This is a genomic window from Aliivibrio thorii (assembly GCF_057368585.1).
Map to the genome: position 1 here is coordinate 188,166 of NZ_CM170654.1, position 13,856 is coordinate 202,021.

At 40.6% G+C, this 13,856-nt stretch carries 16 protein-coding genes; 6 read left to right on the forward strand and 10 right to left on the reverse strand.

Going from position 1 to position 13,856, the window contains the following annotated elements; genetic code table 11:
- Positions 1–94: 94 nt before the first annotated feature.
- The gene (locus tag AC2IP4_RS00840) at positions 95–547 is read left to right on the forward strand and encodes a tellurite resistance TerB family protein (RefSeq protein ID WP_375321357.1); all 453 of its coding nucleotides are present in this window, start codon (positions 95–97) and stop codon (positions 545–547) included.
- A gap of 40 nt (positions 548–587) precedes the next feature.
- Here the strand turns inward: AC2IP4_RS00840 and AC2IP4_RS00845 are convergent, their stop codons facing one another.
- On the reverse strand, positions 588–1,502 hold the full coding sequence (locus AC2IP4_RS00845) for a D-2-hydroxyacid dehydrogenase (RefSeq protein ID WP_375321356.1): 915 nt from the start codon (positions 1,500–1,502) through the stop codon (positions 588–590).
- A 71-nt stretch (positions 1,503–1,573) separates the two neighbouring features.
- Between AC2IP4_RS00845 and AC2IP4_RS00850 the strand changes: the two genes are divergently transcribed.
- Entirely contained in the window at positions 1,574–2,167 is a 594-nt protein-coding gene (locus AC2IP4_RS00850; RefSeq protein WP_060992721.1) for a YjaG family protein, read from the forward strand.
- Positions 2,168–2,263: 96 nt separating this feature from the next.
- On the opposite strand, the gene AC2IP4_RS00855 is transcribed toward AC2IP4_RS00850, so the two are convergent.
- Positions 2,264–3,325, reverse strand: a complete 1,062-nt coding sequence (locus tag AC2IP4_RS00855) for a CNNM domain-containing protein (protein WP_375321355.1) — start codon at positions 3,323–3,325, stop codon at positions 2,264–2,266.
- Positions 3,326–3,546: 221 nt separating this feature from the next.
- Between AC2IP4_RS00855 and AC2IP4_RS00860 the strand changes: the two genes are divergently transcribed.
- Positions 3,547–3,819, forward strand: a complete 273-nt coding sequence (locus AC2IP4_RS00860; RefSeq protein WP_375321354.1) for an HU family DNA-binding protein — start codon at positions 3,547–3,549, stop codon at positions 3,817–3,819.
- A gap of 39 nt (positions 3,820–3,858) precedes the next feature.
- Complete coding sequence (locus AC2IP4_RS00865; protein ID WP_375321353.1) at positions 3,859–4,563, forward strand: DUF1481 domain-containing protein; 705 nt, start codon at positions 3,859–3,861, stop codon at positions 4,561–4,563.
- Positions 4,564–4,635: 72 nt separating this feature from the next.
- Here the strand turns inward: AC2IP4_RS00865 and purD are convergent, their stop codons facing one another.
- Both purD and purH read right to left on the reverse strand, forming a co-directional pair.
- Positions 4,636–5,928, reverse strand: coding sequence for a phosphoribosylamine--glycine ligase (gene purD, locus AC2IP4_RS00870; RefSeq protein ID WP_375321352.1), 1,293 nt, complete (start codon positions 5,926–5,928; stop codon positions 4,636–4,638).
- A 293-nt stretch (positions 5,929–6,221) separates the two neighbouring features.
- Positions 6,222–7,814 (reverse strand): bifunctional phosphoribosylaminoimidazolecarboxamide formyltransferase/IMP cyclohydrolase, encoded by a 1,593-nt coding sequence (gene purH / locus AC2IP4_RS00875; protein WP_375321351.1) that lies wholly within the window; start codon positions 7,812–7,814, stop codon positions 6,222–6,224.
- Positions 7,815–8,098: 284 nt separating this feature from the next.
- On the opposite strand from purH, the gene zntR reads away from it, so the two are divergent.
- On the forward strand, positions 8,099–8,518 hold the full coding sequence (gene zntR, locus AC2IP4_RS00880; RefSeq protein ID WP_105055523.1) for a Zn(2+)-responsive transcriptional regulator: 420 nt from the start codon (positions 8,099–8,101) through the stop codon (positions 8,516–8,518).
- An 89-nt stretch (positions 8,519–8,607) separates the two neighbouring features.
- A complete protein-coding gene (locus AC2IP4_RS00885; protein ID WP_060992715.1) occupies positions 8,608–8,916 on the forward strand; it encodes a hypothetical protein in 309 nt (102 codons plus the stop codon).
- A 152-nt stretch (positions 8,917–9,068) separates the two neighbouring features.
- On the opposite strand, the gene fis is transcribed toward AC2IP4_RS00885, so the two are convergent.
- From fis to aroQ, 6 genes are all read right to left on the reverse strand, one after another.
- The gene (gene fis / locus AC2IP4_RS00890) at positions 9,069–9,365 is read right to left on the reverse strand and encodes a DNA-binding transcriptional regulator Fis (RefSeq protein WP_005421285.1); all 297 of its coding nucleotides are present in this window, start codon (positions 9,363–9,365) and stop codon (positions 9,069–9,071) included.
- A 22-nt stretch (positions 9,366–9,387) separates the two neighbouring features.
- Complete coding sequence (gene dusB / locus AC2IP4_RS00895) at positions 9,388–10,356, reverse strand: tRNA dihydrouridine synthase DusB (RefSeq protein ID WP_274442524.1); 969 nt, start codon at positions 10,354–10,356, stop codon at positions 9,388–9,390.
- Between the two features lie 195 nt (positions 10,357–10,551).
- Positions 10,552–11,436, reverse strand: coding sequence for a 50S ribosomal protein L11 methyltransferase (prmA, locus tag AC2IP4_RS00900; RefSeq protein ID WP_375321350.1), 885 nt, complete (start codon positions 11,434–11,436; stop codon positions 10,552–10,554).
- Positions 11,437–11,551: 115 nt separating this feature from the next.
- On the reverse strand, positions 11,552–12,895 hold the full coding sequence (accC, locus tag AC2IP4_RS00905) for an acetyl-CoA carboxylase biotin carboxylase subunit (RefSeq protein ID WP_375321349.1): 1,344 nt from the start codon (positions 12,893–12,895) through the stop codon (positions 11,552–11,554).
- Positions 12,896–12,906: 11 nt separating this feature from the next.
- Positions 12,907–13,362 carry an acetyl-CoA carboxylase biotin carboxyl carrier protein gene (gene accB, locus AC2IP4_RS00910; protein WP_375321348.1) on the reverse strand — a complete coding sequence of 152 codons (456 nt, stop codon included), beginning with the start codon at positions 13,360–13,362 and terminating at the stop codon, positions 12,907–12,909.
- Between the two features lie 30 nt (positions 13,363–13,392).
- Positions 13,393–13,842, reverse strand: a complete 450-nt coding sequence (gene aroQ / locus AC2IP4_RS00915; RefSeq protein WP_375321347.1) for a type II 3-dehydroquinate dehydratase — start codon at positions 13,840–13,842, stop codon at positions 13,393–13,395.
- Positions 13,843–13,856: the final 14 nt, after the last annotated feature.

The window sequence follows — 13,856 nt, forward strand, 5'->3', positions numbered from 1 at the left end:
GCAAAAGGAGACTCATTGTGGTCTCCTTTTTTATTGGAACAGAGATATACTTTTGTTGTCATAGCAATAATTAAGAATTTTAAAAGAGGCCATTATGTTTAAAAAATTACAAACCTTACTGCGAAAAGTAATGCATGATGGAACAGAGAGTGGAGCGACAGATATTGCCTCTATACATTTAGCGATGGCATCTTTGTTATGTGAAGTGTCTAGAGCGGACCATCAAAGTGATCAAAGAGAAGATGATGCGAAACTTCAATTGCTTATGAAGTTACTTGATATTAATGAAGAGCAAGCTGAACAATTATTAATTCAAGCAATAAGTAAAAGTAAAGCATCAGTATCTCTCTACGAGTTTACCACCAAACTTCGTGCGCTAATGCCGCAAGAACGTTATGAGTTGATAGAGGCTATGTGGTCTGTTGCTTATGCAGATGGAGTGATTGAGCCTATGGAAGAGGCCGTTATTCGTCAAGTCGCTGATCTGATTTATCTCGACCATTTAGAGTTTATTCGTGCCAAGCTATCTGCAGCACCTAAAAAATAACCTTATTTAAAGCCTGTAAATTTACAAGCTTTATGATTTTTTAATACCCTTTATCAAAATCAATTAAATTCAGTAGAGAAAATCCATCACGCCAGCGTAGGTAGTTAATAGAGAATTGCTCGAAAACTTGTTCAGGGAAGCTTACCGCCGCAATGTGTGGGGTAACTGTGATGTTTGGATGATGCCAGTAGGGGCATTCTTGCGATAATGGTTCATTCATAAACACATCCAGAAAAGCGTGAGAAATAGTTTTATTTTCTAATGAATGTAATAAACCATAATTATCTAATATTTCTCCACGACCCACACTAAACAATAAAGCTCCGTTTCCGTGGCTTAATATCTCTGTATTTAATAAGCCTATCGTTTGATCTGTTTTGGGAAGTGTACTAACAATGACATCTGCTTGTTTAAAGGCGGTGTTAATTTCTGTTATATGGAAGACTTGTTTAAAAGGGGATTCTTTTGGAGGAATGCCAGAACGATTAATTCCGTAAACAGTAAAACCAAGTGCTTTGGCTGTTATTGCAAGAGAGCAGCCAATAGATCCAGTGCCTAAAATAACCATGGTTTTATTTGATAATGAAATATAGTCATGAGGTAGCCACTGTTTCTTATGCTGTTGTTGAGCATATTGTGTGAAATGGCGGAAATGTTGAATACAATAACCTAAAACATATTCTGAAATTTGTTGGCCAAAGATCCCTTTTACATTAGTAAGCTCATAATCTTGTTTTAAATGCGGATCTACTAAAACATCAATGCCAGCAAAGGTGGATTGAAGCCATTCCACGCGTTCACATTGATCAAGAAGGTCTTTAATAAGTGGTGGATCTGCAAGAATGATGTCAGCTTTTCTTAGATCATGGCAAATTTCAAGATCAGGAAGATCTGAACACTCAAAAAGTGAGAGGTACTTCTCTTTTTCTTTTGAAATGATAAGTAATTTATTCATAACCTTCCTTTTGTCATTCGTGGTTATCAAGTACACTTAAAGCGTCATTTTTTTATAGTGTAGAATCGTATATGTTACGCAATCCTATCCAAGTTCGTTTAGAAAAGTTTGAACCATGGCAACAAATAACTTTTATGGCTTCTTTATGTGAACGTATGTATCCAAATTACGCACATTATTGTGAAGCAACAGGCTTTGCTGAGCCTCAAACCTATCGAGTTATTCTGGATAGTATTTGGGAGCTACTGACCGTTAAAAATGCCAAGATTAATTTTGAACGTCAATTAGAAAAACTTGAAGAAATGATCCCTGAGTTAAATGATGACTCAATTTATCTAACTTACCCAGCAATTGATGCGTGTGTCGCGCTATCTACTTTTTTACATGGGATCTTAGATCGTGATGTACTAGAAGATGCTATGTTTAAAGTTAGCCAATTATCAGTTACGACAGTTGCTCAATTAGTTGAAGCGCAAACAGGTGAAGAAGTTACTGATGAAAATCAAAAAGAGATCGAAGTGATTTGTGAAGAATGGGATGTTCAATGGGCTATCTTCCGACCACTGCGTGAAGCTGAAGAGCGCGATATTGATTTGATCAAAGATCTACGCCAAGAATTAAGAGATGAAAATGTGAGTAATATTGGCCTAGAGTTGCAATATTAATTTTTGTTTTGATGTAAAAAAACCGATGATAATTCACCGGTTTTTTTATGTTTACTTAAAGGGGCTTGCTAACACCTTTATCTTAACACTAAGTTTTTAGTGCTCTTCTTCATCTGTATTATCAATCACACCGTGTTTCGTTTTCCAATTTGTCCAACGTTGTTGAGCAAGTTGCTGCATATCTGTTGTTTTGTCAGCTTCATCAATGATTTCTTCGCCAACCATATATTCAAATATATCTTCAAGGGTTAATAAACCTTGGACCGTACCGTATTCATCAATAACTAAAGCAAGCTGTGCTCTGTGCTTCATTAAGTGCTCAAATGCTTTTGGTAAGGTAGAGGTACTGATTACTACTTGAATAGGACGCATAATAGCCCCAAGAGGACGGTAACCTTGGCCTTCATGCATAGCAGAGAACAGCTCTAATCGATGTGTAAAGCCAATAATATTATCACTGTCTTCGCTGTAAACTAGAGGGCGAGAGAATGGCGTATCCATGTGTTCCTTTAAAAAGCCTTCAACCGTCATTTCTGCATTTACACGAAATAAGACCGTTCTTGGTGTCATTACCTGAGTTACAGGAACATCTTTGATATTTAAGATGTTTGTTAATATTTTTGATTCACCTTCAGCGAATTCACCATTTTCTTTTGCAAGAGTAGCCATCGCAGCAATCTCATCTCTTAACTTAGGAGCTTGGTGACCACGAGCTAAGCGTTTCGTTAATTGTTCTGATGCCCATACTACTGGAGTTAATAATAAAACCATCCAATAAAGCATTCTGCCTGCTAGTGGAGCAAGTTGGCGCCAATAGGTAGCTCCAATTGTTTTTGGAACAATCTCTGAGAATAATAAAATTGCAAACGTTAAAAACGCAGAGAAAACACCTAACCACTCACTACCAAAGACGATAGAAGCTTGAGCACCCGATGCCGCAGCACCTGCCGTATGGGCGATTGTATTTAGCGTTAAAATTGACGCTAAAGGGCGGTCTACATTATTTTTTAATTGCGTTAATCTTTCTGCGGAAGGATGATTTTCCTGTCGCATTTGAGCTAGGTAGCTAGGACTGATACTGAGTAAAATAGCCTCAAGAACAGAACATATAAAAGATACGCTGATGGAAATAGCGATATAGATGGATAAAATAAACATTATTAATCTCAAAAAAAGTAAGCAAGCCCTTATAAAATGGGTGCTCATTGACCAAAATACAATGACTCAGAAATGAAAATTAGTAACAAATTGTGAGACGTTACTCAGTTTGTGCCTAAAGAATACGCATTCTGTAGCAAGAAGTGTGACAAACCTTTGCCAGATGGGGGCTTTATGCATTAGAGTTAACGGGATTTTAAAAAAATAGAAGGGAAACCCTAATGAATAAAACCCAGTTAATTGACGCTATTGCTGAAAAAGCAGACCTATCAAAAGCACAAGCAAAAGCAGCCCTTGAAGCGACTCTAGAAGGCGTAACTGGCGCACTTAAAGATGGTGAACAGGTTCAACTTATTGGCTTCGGTACGTTTAAAGTAAACCACCGTGCAGCTCGTATTGGTCGCAATCCTAAGACTGGCGAAGAGATTCAAATCAAAGCAGCTAATGTTCCAGCATTTGTTTCAGGTAAAGCACTGAAAGAATCAGTGAACTAAGCTATACTTTGCCGAGTTAACCCTTAACTCGGCATTTTTATGAAGCGCATTCTATCTACCTTACTTCTTTCCGTTTTTCTTTTTGGCTGTTCATCAAACCCATCAGATGAGCAACGCATTAAATCTGTTACTTTTACTGGTGGTCAAATTCAAGGCGATGCCACAAGTTATTACTGGTATACCCGTCGACTGCAACAACCTCTTAATGCCTCAGATTATGTGACCATGGGAAATTATGGTTGGTACAAAACTACTTATCGTTGGGAAAAAAATGTATTGGTTGAAGCCGTCAGAGAAGGAGAAATGCTAGATAGCTCCGATGAACTAATTCCTTACATGATGCACGTTCGTTATAACGACAGTGGTGAAGCGGTATATCAACGTTATCGTAAAGATGGCCGTATTTTTCCATTGATGCCAAATCAGTTAACCCAATTTCAAGACCAATCGAAATATTTGATTACCAAGGTTGAAGGCCTAGATAAAGAAAATGCTTCTTTATATCAAGGCGAGTGGGATGGCGAAACATTTTATTCTTGTGATGGTAAGCAATACGATCAATTAGAGTTTAATCAAATATTGCCTAACTTTGTGGTGGCACGGTTATCTGACTTAGATAGCTTTATTTCATTTTTAGGTGAAGAAATTGACCGAGATAAAAAAGTGTTGAAGATGTCAGAGCTATTGCTACTAACGGATGACAGCTATAAGTGTGTAGAGCGTCCAAATCTTATTGAAGATTAGTTCTAGCCGCTATTATGGATGAATAAAAAGGCGCTATACAGCGCCTTTTTGTTGCTTGTAGAAAAGTAATGCTTATTTGCTTTCTAATTCACGAGCAATGGCACGGTAACCAATGTCATTGCGGTGAAACATTCCATTCCAGCTAACTTGTTTAGTTAGCTCATATGCACGTTCCTGAGCTTCTAAGACGGTATTACCTAATGCAGTTGCACATAACACACGTCCGCCATTTGTAACTACATTACCAGCGTCGTTGTTTTTTGTGCCGGCATGAAATACTTTCTGGCCTTCAACTTCAGTCGTTGGAAGAGAGATGATATCTCCTTTTGCGTAATCTGAAGGGTAACCACCAGCAGCAAGAACAACACCGATAGACGCACGTGGATCCCATTTAGATTCTGCTTCATCCAGTTTCTCATCGATCGCCATTAGGCATAGCTCAACAAGATCTGATTCCATACGCATCATGATAGGCTGTGTTTCTGGATCACCAAAGCGACAGTTATATTCGATGACTTTTGGTGTGCCATCAGCATCAATCATCAAACCAGCATATAAAAATCCAGTGTAAGGCGCGCCTTCAGCATCCATTCCACGAACCGTAGGATAGATAACTTCTTCTAGAATACGATTATGGATTTCAGGAGTAACAACAGGAGCAGGAGAGTACGCGCCCATTCCACCTGTGTTAGGGCCAGTGTCTTTATCGCCTACACGTTTGTGATCTTGGCTAGTCGCCATTGGTAGAACACTCGCGCCATCAACCATAACGATAAAGCTTGCTTCTTCGCCTTCCAAAAACTCTTCAATAACGACACGACTGCCGGCGTCACCAAAGGCATTACCAGCAAGCATATCTTTAATTGCCTCTTCTGCTTCTTCAAGCGTCATTGCAACAATAACGCCTTTACCAGCAGCAAGGCCATCGGCTTTAACGACAATCGGTGCACCTTGTTCACGAACATAAGCTAATGCTGGCTCAATTTCAGTGAAGTTAGCGTAGTAGCCTGTTGGGATATCATGGCGAGCTAAGAAGTCTTTAGTAAACGCTTTAGAGCCTTCTAGTTGTGCTGCCGCTTTCGTAGGGCCAAATATAGGTAATCCGGCTTCACGAAATGCATCAACTACACCAATCACTAATGGGCCTTCTGGACCAACGATAGTCAGTTCAATTTCTTTTTCTTTAGCAAACGCAACAAGAGCAGCAATGTCTTCAACATCAATCGCCACATTTTCTAATTTTGGTTCAAGCGCTGTACCTGCATTACCTGGAGCGATAAATACCGTTTCAACGTTTGGGTTTTGTGCCGCTTTCCAACCTAGTGCGTGCTCACGACCGCCAGCACCAATAATTAATACATTCATTTATTTATCCTTTGATAGCTGCGCCATATTGCTAATCTCTATGTCGAGCTTGCTCATTTATACTTATAAACTCCGCGAGCTCTCCTTGACCTTATCAATATGGCTTTGCTCTAAAATGAAAATGTCTAAAACGAAGAATATTTCAAATTAGCTAAATTAAATAAGTTTTGCTCAAAGTAGTTGGTGGTGTGGCTAGGCAACAATTGAGCCCATCCCCAGTCACATAGCTCGCTATGTGACTGGGGTGGGCGAAAGCAGTTAACGACGCCACAGTGCCAAATACGAAGAGAAAATTAGTGACGGAAGTGACGCATACCCGTAAAGATCATCGCCATGCCATGTTCGTCAGCTGCTGCGATAACTTCGTCATCACGCATAGAGCCACCTGGTTGGATAACACACTTAATCCCTGCTTCTGCTGCTGCATCAATACCATCACGGAATGGGAAGAATGCATCAGATGCCATTGCACAGCCTTCAACAACAAGACCTTCATCAGCAGCTTTGATACCTGCAATTTTTGCAGAGTAAACGCGGCTCATTTGACCTGCGCCGACACCAATGGTCATATCGCCTTTTGAGTAAACAATCGCGTTAGATTTAACGTATTTAGCTACTTTCCAGCAGAACAGTGCATCTTTTAGCTCTTCAGAGGTTGGTTGGCGTTTAGAAACCACTTTAAGCTCATCTTCAGATACCATACCTTGGTCGCGATCTTGAACTAGTAGGCCGCCATTAACACGTTTAATGTCAAAGCCAGTTGTTTTACTTGTCCACTCACCACATTCAAGTAGGCGAAGATTCTTCTTAGCTGCAACGATTTCAATTGCTTCAGCAGAAACAGAAGGGGCAATGATAACTTCAACGAATTGACGCTCAGTAATTGCCGTTGCTGTTGCTGCATCTAGTTCGCGGTTAAATGCGATGATACCGCCAAATGCAGAGGTTGGGTCTGTTTTGAAAGCGCGGTCATAAGCTTCAAGAATATCTTTACCTAGGGCAACGCCACATGGATTTGCGTGTTTTACGATAACACATGCAGGTTCGTCGAATTCTTTCACACACTCTAGAGCTGCATCTGTATCTGCAATGTTGTTGTAAGAAAGCGCTTTACCTTGGATCTGACGAGCCGTTGATACTGATGCTTCTTCAGGATTTGTTTCGACATAGAATGCAGCAGCTTGATGACTGTTCTCACCGTAGCGCATGTCTTGTTTTTTCTCGAATTGCTGATTAAAAGTACGTGGGAACTTACTCTCTTCATCACCTTCTTTGTTCTCACCGTAAGATGGAACCATAGTGCCAAAGTAATTAGCGATCATGCCATCGTAAGAAGCGGTGTGCTCAAATGCTGCAATCGCAAGGTCAAAACGCGTTGCTTGAGTCAGTGATTTGCCGTTAGCGTCCATTTCAGAAATTACGCGATCGTAATCGTGAGCATTAACGACAATAGCGACATCTTTATGGTTTTTAGCCGCAGAGCGAACCATTGTAGGGCCACCGATATCGATGTTCTCAACGGCATCAGCTAACGTACAGCCTTCTTTTGCTACGGTTTCAGCGAATGGATAAAGGTTAACAACAACAATATCGATTGGATTGATACCATGTTGAGCCATGATGTCATCATCTTGACCGCGACGACCAAGAACACCACCATGAACTTTAGGATGAAGAGTTTTAACGCGGCCATCCATCATTTCAGGGAAGCCTGTGTAATCAGATACTTCTGTTACAGGGATATTTTTTTCTGCCAGCAGGCGAGCTGTGCCGCCAGTAGATAAAATATCAACACCACGTTCAGTCAGTGCTTGAGCAAATTCTACAATACCAGTTTTATCAGATACGCTAATTAGCGCGCGACGGATCGGACGTGGGTTATTCATTGCTACTTTCTTCCTTTAGAATTAAGTTAGGATTTTTGCCAAAAATGAACTTGTTCTGTTTGTCATTCTTAATGATAAAGACAACAAACAGCAATTGGCCAGTTTTGGGAAATACCCTAATAAAGAGTTAAGCGCGAAACATCAGATCAACGTAATGGCGCATATTCTAACTAAAGTTAAACAAAAAAGCTTCCGCAATCGATTGCATTCTCAAAAAAAGATGCCCTTTTTATTAAAAAAGAATGAAAATAGGCACTAACAAAGAGGGATTAGAGTTAATGAAAATGTATTTAATTGGTGAATTGGCAAAACACTGTAATGTAACCAGTGATACATTACGTTTTTATGAAAAAAATGGATTACTCATTCCGTCGGGAAGAAGTGCTAGTGGTTATCGTCTTTATAATGAAGAAAACCTAGCGCAAATCCGTTTTATTTTAAAAGCAAAGCAATTAGGTCTAACTCTTGATGAGATTAAAGAGTTGCTTGCGATTCGTTTAGAGGCAACCAAACACAGCTGTGCAGAAGTTAAATCCATTACACAAACGAAGCTAACGATTATAGATGAAAAGATTGCACAACTAACGGACATACGCACTGCATTGAAAAGCATTAATGATGCGTGTTGTGGTCATATTGATGACGATGCTTCACATTGTTCAATTCTTTCCGCACTGGCTGATTTAGAAGAGAAAAAAGCGTAATTTATTGTGACTGTTTATTAAAGATGTTGATAAAATGGTCGATAGTTAATGTATAAGAACACGAGCAAAAATTAGGTGAGAGCCAATTAATGGAAAAACAATACGTAATGAAATTGCTTTCCGCTCTGAAAGTTATCGATAGAAAAATCAGTGAGCAAGGGAAAGCAGTAATGGAGCTTGATGCTCGCATTAAGCGTATTGAAGCTCAGAATGCTAAAATCGCGAAAATGATTGATAGTGGAGGTGCTCAAGGAGCGAGTACAGCAGGAGCCTCAGCTGATTTAAGTGAACTTGATGAGCGTTTGAAAGGAATTGAAGAGAAAACAGCAAAAGCAGTCGAGCTTATTCGCTCTGGTGCTGGCGCTGGTGGTGGTAAGAAACGAGCTTGGCCGCCATAGTCGGTGATAGATTTAAAAGCCGATATTGCAGAAATGCAGTATCGGCTTTTTTATACCTATTGTCCGTAGAAAGGCATGAGTGTACTTATTTTCGGTATAAAAAAAGCAGCGTTAATTGCTTAACACTGCTTTGAATTTTTAATAAGGCTTGATTAGTTCATGCCGTATTTTTTAAGTTTCTTACGAAGCGTACCACGGTTGATACCCATCATGTTTGCTGCTTTTGTTTGGTTGCCGCGAGTATGCTGCATGATCATGTCTAGTAGAGGTTGCTCTACTTCAGCTAATACTAATTCATATAAGTCGTTAACTTCTTGACCGTTTAATTGGCCTAAGTAGTTTTTCAGCGAAGCCTTAACAGAGTCACGTAGTGGTTTCTGAGTAATTTGGTCTTGTGCTGTAACTGTTGTAACTGTTAATGCTTCTGAAGTCATAGATTGATCGAACATATTCTGTTTAGCTCTTCTGTTATTATGATGCAACGTGGTCGAAATAGCTTTCAAGCTGACGGAGTTGCTGTGAAGCGTCCTCTATCGCGTTAAAGCTGCGGCGGAACTCATTTGCTTGCTCATGCTCTTTTAAGTACCAACCCACATGCTTACGAGCAATGCGAGGGCCTAAAAACTCACCATAAAATAGGTGAAGCGCATGAACGTGGCCAAGTAAAGTGGCCTTCACTTCTTCAATTGGAAGAGGTGGCATAAGTTCGCCCGTTTCTAAATAATGTTGGATTTCTTGAAAAATCCATGGCCTACCTTGTGCAGGACGGCCGATCATTAAAGCATCTGCGCCTGTGTAATCAAGCACAAAGCGAGCCTTCTCCGGTGAGTCGATATCACCGTTCGCTATAACCGGAATAGAAATCGCTTCTTTTACCGCTTTAATGTTGTCGTACTCAGCATCACCTTTGTACATACAAGCTCTAGTTCTCCCATGGAGCGCTAACGCTTGAATGCCACACTGTTCTGCCATTTTTGCAACCTGAACACAGTTTCTATTGTCTGGATCCCAGCCTGTGCGAGTTTTCAGAGTGACAGGAACATCAACCGCATTTACAACAGCCAGTAAGATCTCTTCAATCAAATCTGGTCGTTGTAGAAGCGCTGAACCCGCAAGCTTCTTATTCACTTTTTTTGCAGGGCATCCCATATTGATATCGATGATTTGCGCACCGGTCTCAACACAGTGTTGCGCCGCTTCCGCCATTAACTTTGGATCTGCCCCTGCAATTTGTACTGAGCGAATACCAGATTCACCTTCATGTACCATGCGATTTTGGGACTTAGATGTTTTCCACAGTTTTGGATTAGAAGACATCATTTCGCTCACAGCCATGCCTGCGCCGTAACGCATACACAACTCACGAAAAGGCCTATCGGTTACACCAGCCATAGGAGCAACGATAAGATTGTTGTTTAATGTATATTTACCTATCTGCAAAACATCCACACACGTTTGTGTCAGCAAGGGCGCGCATTTTACGCATTTTTTGCTCGCCTGAAAAGACCAAATTTTGAGCATTTACAAATTGTTTGTTCAATTTGTTTATATTTCAGTCAATTAGACGGTTTTATGCCTCAAATTTAGTATTGAGGCATTGAAGTTTTTTCTAGGAAGAGTAGGTCTGAGGGGACATTACTTCTTAATTCCTGAGATTCTGCACCATTCTTGTTGTTCTGCAATTGCATCAAGAGTGAAGTTTTCTGAGTAGTATGAAGCGACATCAAGCGCTTGAGTATCAAGTACACCAGACATTGCTAAGACACCCTCAGGCTTAACGTGAGCTGTAATAATGCTTGAGAGTTCACGTAAAGGAGCAGCAAGAATATTAGCGACTACAACGTCAGCTACAAGGTTTTCTGGTTGGTCTTGAGGTAGGAATAATTCAAGTTGATCAGCTACGCCATTACGAGCAGCGTTGTCTTTTGATGCTGTGATCGCTTGAGGATCAATGTCGATCCCAACCACTTTTGCAGCACCTAGTTTGATCGCGGCGATCGCTAATATGCCAGAACCACAACCAAAATCGATAACTGTTTTACCTTCAAGATCGATACTTTCTAACCATTCAAGGCAAAGTGCTGTCGTTGCATGAGTACCAGTACCGAATGCTAAACCTGGGTCAAGCATGACGTTAACCGCGTCAGGTTCAGGGATTTCAAGCCAGCTTGGACAGATCCATAAACGTTCACCAAATTTCATTGGATGAAAGTTATCCATCCACTCACGTTCCCAGTCTTTGTCTTCCAGTTGCTCAACTTTATAAGCAAAGTTATCGTCTAGCACGTTACTTGCTTTCAACTGTGTAACCACTAAATCCATGTCGGTTTCTGCATCATAAAGAGCAACAATATCCGTTTCGCCCCATAAACGAGTCTCTCCTGGAAGAGGTTCGAAAATAGGAACATCTTTGGCATCTAAAAATGTTACAGAAAGAGCACCAGTTTCTTCCATTAGCATGTCACTGATTTGTTCAGCATTTTCAGAGATAGCGTTTAGTTTTACTTGAATCCAAGGCATGGGGATCACTTTGTTTAGTTGAAAATATCGGCGAATTTTACCATAGAAAAAGACCGTGAGTGTAATCACTCACGGCCTTTATTTATTTCTTTAGTTTAAAGAATCAAATTGACGTCTATTGAAGACCTAATTTTTTCTCAAGATAATGAATATTAGCACCGCCGTGTTGGAAGTTTTCATCGTTCATGATTGATAGTTGAAGAGACGTATTTACGTTAATACCTTCAATAATCATTTCACTTAATGCGTTCTTCATACGAGCAATAGCAACATCACGGTTCTCACCGTAAGTAATTAGCTTACCGATCATTGAATCGTAGTGTGGTGGCACTGTATAGCCAGTATAGATGTGAGACTCCCAACGAACACCCATACCACCTGGAGCATGGAATCGCGTGATCTTACCTGGAGACGGTAAGAATTTAACTGGGTCTTCAGCATTAATACGACACTCAATAGAGTGGCCACGTAGCTTAATATCATCTTGGGTATAAGATAATGGTTGGCCAGCAGCAATACGCAGTTGCTCTTTTACTAAGTCGATACCCGTTACCATTTCAGTAATCGTGTGCTCAACTTGAATACGTGTATTCATCTCAATGAAGTAGAATTCGCCATTTTCATATAGGAATTCAAACGTACCTGCACCACGGTAACCAATTTCGATACACGCACGAGTACAACGATCACCGATGTATTTACGCATCTCTTCAGTGATACCAGGAGCCGGAGCTTCTTCAACCACTTTTTGGTGACGACGTTGCATAGAACAATCACGTTCACCAAGGTGAATAGCATTGCCTTGGCCATCTGCAAGAACTTGAACTTCAATATGACGAGGGTTTTCAAGGAACTTTTCCATGTAAACCATATCGTTATTGAAACATGCCTTTGCTTCTGCACGAGTCATAGCGATTGCTTCAACAAGATCTTTTTCTGTACGAACAACACGCATACCACGACCACCGCCGCCACCAGAGGCTTTGATGATTACAGGAAAACCAATACGTTTTGCGTGAGCTTTATTCTTAGCTGCATCATCATCTAATGGGCCGTCAGAACCAGGTACACAAGGTACGCCAGCTTTCTTCATTGAAGTGATTGCAGATACTTTGTCACCCATCATGCGGATAGTTTCCGCTTTTGGACCAACAAAGATAAAGCCAGAGCGTTCAACTTGCTCAGCAAAATCTGCATTTTCAGAAAGGAAGCCATAGCCTGGGTGAACGGCAACAGCACCAGTTACTTCTGCTGCACTGATAATACGAGGAATATTTAGGTAACTGTCGATACCACGAGCTGGACCAATACAAATCGTTTCATCGGCAAGAAGAACGTGCTTTAAATCACGGTCAGCTGTAGAGTGAACTGCAACCGTTTTAATGCCAAGTTCTTTACATGCGCGCAAGATACGTAGTGCGATTTCACCACGGTTTGCGATAACTAATTTATCTAACATAAAGACCTCTATTATTCGATGATAACAAGAGGTTGATCAAACTCAACCGGGTTGCCGTCTTCAACTAGAATTGCGGTAACTACGCCTGATTTATCTGCTTCGATTTGGTTCATCATTTTCATTGCTTCGATGATACATAGCGTATCGCCAGCAGTAACTTGTTGACCAACTTTAATAAATGGTTTTGCATCAGGGCTTGAAGCGCCATAGAAAGTACCAACCATTGGAGAGCAAACAGTATGGCCTGTTACTTCAGCAGGAGCAGCAACAGGAGCCGTTACAGCAGGTGCTGCTGTTGGAGCTGCCACAGGAGCAGGAGCTGCAACCGTTTGCATTGGTGCAAGTTGAGCCATAGGCGCTACCGCACGGCTGATACGTACAGATTCTTCACCTTCAGAAATCTCAAGTTCTGCAATACCAGATTCTTCAACTAGTTCGATCAGTTTTTTAATTTTGCGGATATCCATTATGTAATCTCTTCTGTTTATATTCAGTGATCAATTTGAACGCAGGCGTTTTATTGCAGCATTCAAAGCAAATTCGTAACCATCGGCACCTAACCCACAAATCACACCAACCGCTTTATCTGAAAGATAAGAATGGTGGCGGAAAGGTTCGCGCGCATGGACATTAGATAAGTGTACTTCAATAAAAGGAATATCAACCCCAAGCAGTGCATCACGTAAAGCGACACTCGTATGGGTAAATGCGGCAGGATTGATAATAATGAAATCAATACGTTGATAAGCATTATGAATCGCTTCAATCAACTCATATTCACGATTTGATTGTAAATGCTCGAGTTCAATACTGAATGTATCGGCTTGAATGCTCAGAGCGTTAACAATCTGTTCTAAATTTTGATTGCCATAATGTGCTGGCTCTCGAAGACCTAATAAATTAAGGTTCGGACCATTGAGAACTAAAATTCGCGATTGAGTAGACATTGTGATGCTAAATT